Raw genomic sequence first — 5,215 nt, forward strand, 5'->3', positions numbered from 1 at the left:
CCATAGCCCTTTAGTAAACCTCCAATCTCATTGTAAACATAACGCCCTGTTAAGGGGTGAGCAACGCAATACCGATGCCACCGCATACCACCTTAATCACTTAGAACAACGCACAGTAAAAATGCCACGCGTTGCGAATCCCTCTTAAACAGTTTGTTAGTTCGCTACCCACCATGTCTCAGATCTGAATAGTAATATTTAAGACCTTGAGTATCGATGTGGACGTTAATTTCTTCACATTTACAAAGAAATATAAAGTGAAACCTATCGAGCATTCTGCATGTTTGAGGGTTTAGGTATGCTATGACTTTATTTTTGTTTGATGCAAACACGACCTTGTTATAGACATTCTGGTTTGAGATATTCTCTAAAACCGCGAGGCATTTCATGACCTCACACCACATTGAGTAAAGTCTATGATTGCATTGATTAAAATCCATAACTAACTCCGCTGGAATCAGCTTGATTGTATCTTTAGATACATCTCTGCATAGGCTTACAAGAAAATCTCGCGAGCTTATTTCTCCTACCTCAACGTCTAATGCTTGTTCCAGAGCAGCTAAGTACTCTTTGATTTGTTCCTCTTGATGCTGAATCAATGAATGCTGATATTGTTGATGTTGTATAAATATTTGTATCGATATGACAACCAACGTAACAATCGAAAGTATTGGAGCGTATATTCCCCCAACATAACCTCCTAAGTCGGACCATTCATCTGGTTTATTCCAAAGCCCAAGACCAAACTTGTATATGTAAGCCAATATTGGCATTAGCAAAACAACAAACAAAGACCACAAAATAACTTTTGCTTGTTTATTCAATTTCTACCTCTACTTTCGAAGACGTTGCGAACTAACGCCTTGTTAAGGTGTGAGGCACGCAATACCTGAGCTTCCGCATACCACCCTAACACCCTAACCACTAAAACCAACGCATAGTAAAAATGCCACGCGTGCCGAATCACTCTTGAACAATTTGTTATGTGCGTTGCCAACCTTTAGCTACTAAATACTTATCAGGGATCCTTAAGCGAACTTCTTCATCAATTTCGGCGAGAGTATCGGTCAAATCTAGATAACTAACTTTACGTGATAAAAGGCTGAAACTTATACCTTTAGACACTTCACTGAAAAATAGGCTATTTCGCTCAAAATTGATCCTAACTACTGAATACCTATAAAGGGAAAACTCAAGTACAAACCTCTGAAATGGTATGTTAGTACTTTCTGAAGTACAAAAGTCATCGGCAGCACTCCCCCAGTAATCAGATATTTGAGTGACTATGCTCGCTTCAATTTCGTCGATATCCATTCGATGATCCATAATGTTGATAGCTCCAAGCACATAACGCCCTGTTAAGGTGTGAGCAACGCAATACCGAAGCTCCCGCATACCACCTTAAACACTAAACGCGTGGCATAGTAAAAATGCCACGCGTTGTGAATCACTCTTAAACAGTTTGTTAGTCGCGAGGCACCGAGCGACAATTTTAAGCCGAACTAAACTTTGCGAACAACAAACCTTATGTGCTTTGATGCATTTAAGTCAGGCGTAGTCTCAAAGCTGCTACTCAATGAAACCACTTGGAACAAACAACTCCGTAGAAAACGGGCTGACAACACCAAAAAGCGCTTTTGGAAAACCAATCTCACAGTGCGGACTTTCAACAAAATCACTGAAACCACGTGGAACTTACCACACCAGAGAAAACGTCTTTTCAGCGAGTAAATCGGCTTTTGTACCAACAAACTCACCGAGCAGAGTTGCAACTAAGAACAGACTTTCGATTGCCCTGCTCTGTCAGCACCAAAGAACAAAACAATCGCTAGGACACTTGCAAAATTTTGGACTCAAAACAGCTAAAGCTAAGTTCTAATGATCGACGATGAATCTGTGTTCCAAACAAACTGCTGCTTAATTTTAAGCTCAGAAACATGATTTTGATTGCTAGCTTTTTCTGGCGACTAACGCCCTGTTAAGGTGTGAGCAACGCAATGCCGAAGCCTCCGCATGCCACCTTAAACACTAAACGCAACGCATAGTAAAAATGCCACGCGTTGCGAATCACTCTTAAACAGTTTGTTATGTGATTTTTTACTTGGCTGTCTTCATGTACATTTGACATACAGCCTGAACATCTTGGAAGTCACTAGTTCTCCAGAAAGGTTGATGCATAAAACCCTTATTTGCGTTTTTTTGCTTATAACCATCAGCACAGCGACCAAAGTATGACGTCAGGGTTGGCACCAGTTCTTTTTCTAATGATTTGCCGCTAACTGAAATATCATAGCCACCAATCGATGGCGATACCCACAGCCTACCGTTGGCACCAGTCACACTAATATGTTTTTTTGTGATCTTTTGTTGGTGCAAAACTAAAGAGCAGCCAAAACGACTATTTAAATCTACAACAACACCACTGAGCAGGTTATATACCATGTCTGCTTGATTCATTTGATACCTCTCGAATCACATAACGCCCTGTTAAGGTGTGAGCAACGCAATACCGAAGCTCCCGCATACCACCTTAACCACTAAAACCAACGCATAGTAAAAATGCCACGCGTTGCGAATCACTCTTAAACAGTTTGTTAGATTTCTATACGTGGTAGCCTACATTTCTCATTTCTATCTTTAGTTGCTCTTGCCAGTTGAGGCTTGCATCCATCCCAACGTAAACTACGCCACTAATATCGTTTGGTGTTTCGATGTCCCCTTTAACAACAGCACAAACTCGTGGGCGACCCAATTTACCAATAAGGTATCCATGCTCAAACACAACATTTTGGCGCGCACGATACCGACCACTTAAAGCCCCCACTTTAGCTCCTGTATCGCATGGAGTGTAAAGTACAATACCGAAACCAACATTTGAGTAATGTTCGATCTTTTCAATAATTGTCATTCCAGAACTTGCCTGCATATGCAAAATGATTGGCTGTAAACCTAAACTAGAAATGAAACTTGCAACATCTAGTTTTGCTATATCGTCATGTCCATGAACAATGAATACTTGAGAATTATTAAACCCCGCATCATCTTGACTATCAGGCTTAACAACAGGCGGAGGAGGCATTCGCCGCTGTGTGGCAGCATTTACTTGAGCTTGGTTTAAATATCCACGCCTCATGAGAATTTCAAAAATAGGCTCATCTTTGACTGCCCAATGCGTACGAGATAATTCGAAACGCCCTAAGTCAATGTCAACACGCATAGACTCAATTGCGCCAATTGGGAGGCTAGGAAAAATAGGGTCAAATTCATAGCTGAGTACAACTGAACTATTTCTAACCCTGATATCAGTAATGTAGCCAATCCGAGTTTCGACCGATTCGTTTTCAGTTACAAATAGCGTGGGGAAACTTTTTAGCTCTTCAATCGCATTCTGATCGAAGAACTTATACCGCTCACTAATTTCATTGGCAGTGTACTCTACAATCGCTCTACTACGATCGCACTGATAAGGAGTGAGATCCCACGTTTCAGGGTCATGGGAAATAATTAAGTTAAACAATATACAATCTCCATTCTCACGGACTCAAATGAAATCTAACGCCCTGTTAAGGTGTGAGCAACGCAATACCAAAGCTCCCGCATACCACCTTAAACACTAAACGCAACGCATAGTAAAAATGCCACGCGTTGCGAATCACTCTTAAACAGTTTGTTATATGCTATTCACACCAAACTTCACAGAGCTCTTTATTACTTAAGTTCAAAAGCTTTGCACTAGAACACGCTCCATAAGGACTACCGTCAACAAATATTACTTCATCGCCTTCATACCACCCCAAACAGTATGTTTTTGCCTCAAATTTTTCACCGTTGATTATAAATAGCTCATCATTATGAGAAACTTCTATTGCGTACGAGTTTCGGCTATTAGAGCCAACCGGTCGCGTTTGAGCTCGTAAGTTTGGTTTTGAAACGACTTGAGGTTGTGGGCTACCAGCATTTTTGACAGCTGAAATTTCACGATTCAAACAGCTAGCATATAGAGATGGTCCCAAAGATGTAGAGCAACTTTGTTTTACCCAATTCGCCTGCTGCTTCGATAAACCAGAAAAAGAGGGAATACGCCCCAACGCTTCATACTCTCGGTTATAGCAGCTAATAGTTAAGCTTGGACCTAGCGAACTAGGGCATGAATTCATTAGCCACGTTTTTTGATCCTTGCTCAATATAGAAAGGTCCGGAAAGTGACCATTTAGAGCATTAACTTCACGAGTAACGCAGCTGGACCAAAGAGAGGGACCTAAGTTCTTGCTACAAGACTTCTCAACCCAGCTTTTCAAATCCGGTTTAAGCCCATTTAAAAGCTCATCTGGCGATTTACCATAAGCTGAATTTGCCAACAAAGCCGACAAAATTAAAAGATATTTTTTCATTCGATGGTTTGTAGATAAATTAAAGTACAGCGTGGACTTTACTAAATAGAACTAATGAGAACCTTGATGAAGATCGGCACAATAGCATATAACGCCCTGTTAAGGGGTGAGCAACGCAATACAAAAGTCGCCGCATACCGCCTTAAACACTAAAACCAACGCATAGTAAAAATGCCACGCGTTGCGAATCCCTCTTGAACAGTTTGTTATGTGCGTGCTAATTGAGGTACTTTTGCCAATGTTGCTGCCCTTTCAAAACTACTCTGTAATCTTCGTAGTCCAATGAGCTGTAGAGCTTTTTAGCTGCAACATTATCATCACCGACCTCTAATGTGATTTTGAGGTAATCATTATCACGACAATACTGTTCGATACCATTCAGTTGTGCCTTGCCAACACCTTTACCACGAAAGTTGTCCAACACCATAAAGTCATGAATATTCATCACTCCTTGCGCACGATAAGTTGAGAACGATTCAAAGCAAACCGCAAAACCAGCAGGCTTATTGTCGACAAAACTGATAAATCCGTGGAAATAAGGCAATGCAAATAACTGAGCAATTACTGAGAGATCTAGCTCAACTGAGAATCCAGATAGGTACTCTATAAACAAAGTCTCGAATATACCTTTGTCCTCAATGCTTTCTGTTTCGATACGCCTGATTGTGATTTCCATATCCATTTCCACCAAAGCACATAACGCCCTGTTAAGGGGTGAGCAACGCAATACCGAAGCCTCCGCAAACCACCTTAAACACTAAAATCAACGCATAGTAAAAATGCCACGCGTTGCGAATCCCTCTTGAACAGTTTGTTATGTGCGT

7 protein-coding genes and 1 pseudogene are annotated in these 5,215 nt (G+C 41.0%); 1 reads left to right on the forward strand and 7 read right to left on the reverse strand.

The window, feature by feature from the left end; genetic code table 11:
• Nucleotides 1-164 precede the first annotated feature (164 nt).
• Nucleotides 165-824 (reverse strand): hypothetical protein, encoded by a 660-nt coding sequence (locus GXP65_RS24565; RefSeq protein ID WP_047517904.1) that lies wholly within the window; start codon nucleotides 822-824, stop codon nucleotides 165-167.
• 157 nt (nucleotides 825-981) lie between these two features.
• On the reverse strand, nucleotides 982-1,314 hold the full coding sequence (locus tag GXP65_RS24575; RefSeq protein WP_226982071.1) for a hypothetical protein: 333 nt from the start codon (nucleotides 1,312-1,314) through the stop codon (nucleotides 982-984).
• Between the two features lie 262 nt (nucleotides 1,315-1,576).
• Between GXP65_RS24575 and GXP65_RS24585 the strand changes: the two genes are divergently transcribed.
• Complete coding sequence (locus GXP65_RS24585; protein WP_082245032.1) at nucleotides 1,577-1,879, forward strand: hypothetical protein; 303 nt, start codon at nucleotides 1,577-1,579, stop codon at nucleotides 1,877-1,879.
• Between the two features lie 218 nt (nucleotides 1,880-2,097).
• On the opposite strand, the gene GXP65_RS24595 is transcribed toward GXP65_RS24585, so the two are convergent.
• The 5 genes and pseudogenes from GXP65_RS24595 to GXP65_RS24625 all read right to left on the reverse strand — a co-directional run bounded on the left by GXP65_RS24595 (nucleotide 2,098) and on the right by GXP65_RS24625 (nucleotide 5,067).
• Nucleotides 2,098-2,457, reverse strand: a complete 360-nt coding sequence (locus GXP65_RS24595) for a hypothetical protein (RefSeq protein WP_047517970.1) — start codon at nucleotides 2,455-2,457, stop codon at nucleotides 2,098-2,100.
• A 145-nt stretch (nucleotides 2,458-2,602) separates the two neighbouring features.
• Nucleotides 2,603-3,517, reverse strand: a complete 915-nt coding sequence (locus GXP65_RS24605; RefSeq protein ID WP_047517977.1) for a nucleotide-binding protein — start codon at nucleotides 3,515-3,517, stop codon at nucleotides 2,603-2,605.
• 46 nt (nucleotides 3,518-3,563) lie between these two features.
• Nucleotides 3,564-3,681, reverse strand: a pseudogene (locus GXP65_RS25365) (DUF3265 domain-containing protein).
• On the reverse strand, nucleotides 3,678-4,391 hold the full coding sequence (locus GXP65_RS25370; protein ID WP_045409127.1) for a hypothetical protein: 714 nt from the start codon (nucleotides 4,389-4,391) through the stop codon (nucleotides 3,678-3,680). The pseudogene GXP65_RS25365 and the gene GXP65_RS25370 overlap by 4 nt, the downstream one beginning before the upstream one ends.
• Before the next feature lie 217 nt (nucleotides 4,392-4,608).
• Nucleotides 4,609-5,067 (reverse strand): GNAT family N-acetyltransferase, encoded by a 459-nt coding sequence (locus GXP65_RS24625; RefSeq protein WP_045421985.1) that lies wholly within the window; start codon nucleotides 5,065-5,067, stop codon nucleotides 4,609-4,611.
• Nucleotides 5,068-5,215 lie beyond the last annotated feature (148 nt).

The sequence above is a fragment of the Vibrio sp. LB10LO1 genome, from assembly GCF_010092875.1.
Classification (GTDB): domain Bacteria; phylum Pseudomonadota; class Gammaproteobacteria; order Enterobacterales; family Vibrionaceae; genus Vibrio; species Vibrio campbellii.

Bases quoted from the DNA above. Each gene is read 5' to 3' on its own strand.
- GXP65_RS24575 (WP_226982071.1), bottom strand. From the start codon at position 1,314: ATGGATATCGACGAAATTGAAGCGAGCATAGTCACTCAAATATCTGAT.
- GXP65_RS24585 (WP_082245032.1), top strand. From the start codon at position 1,577: ATGAAACCACTTGGAACAAACAACTCCGTAGAAAACGGGCTGACAACA.
- GXP65_RS24595 (WP_047517970.1), bottom strand. From the start codon at position 2,457: ATGAATCAAGCAGACATGGTATATAACCTGCTCAGTGGTGTTGTTGTA.
- GXP65_RS25370 (WP_045409127.1), bottom strand. From the start codon at position 4,391: ATGAAAAAATATCTTTTAATTTTGTCGGCTTTGTTGGCAAATTCAGCT.
- GXP65_RS24625 (WP_045421985.1), bottom strand. From the start codon at position 5,067: ATGGAAATCACAATCAGGCGTATCGAAACAGAAAGCATTGAGGACAAA.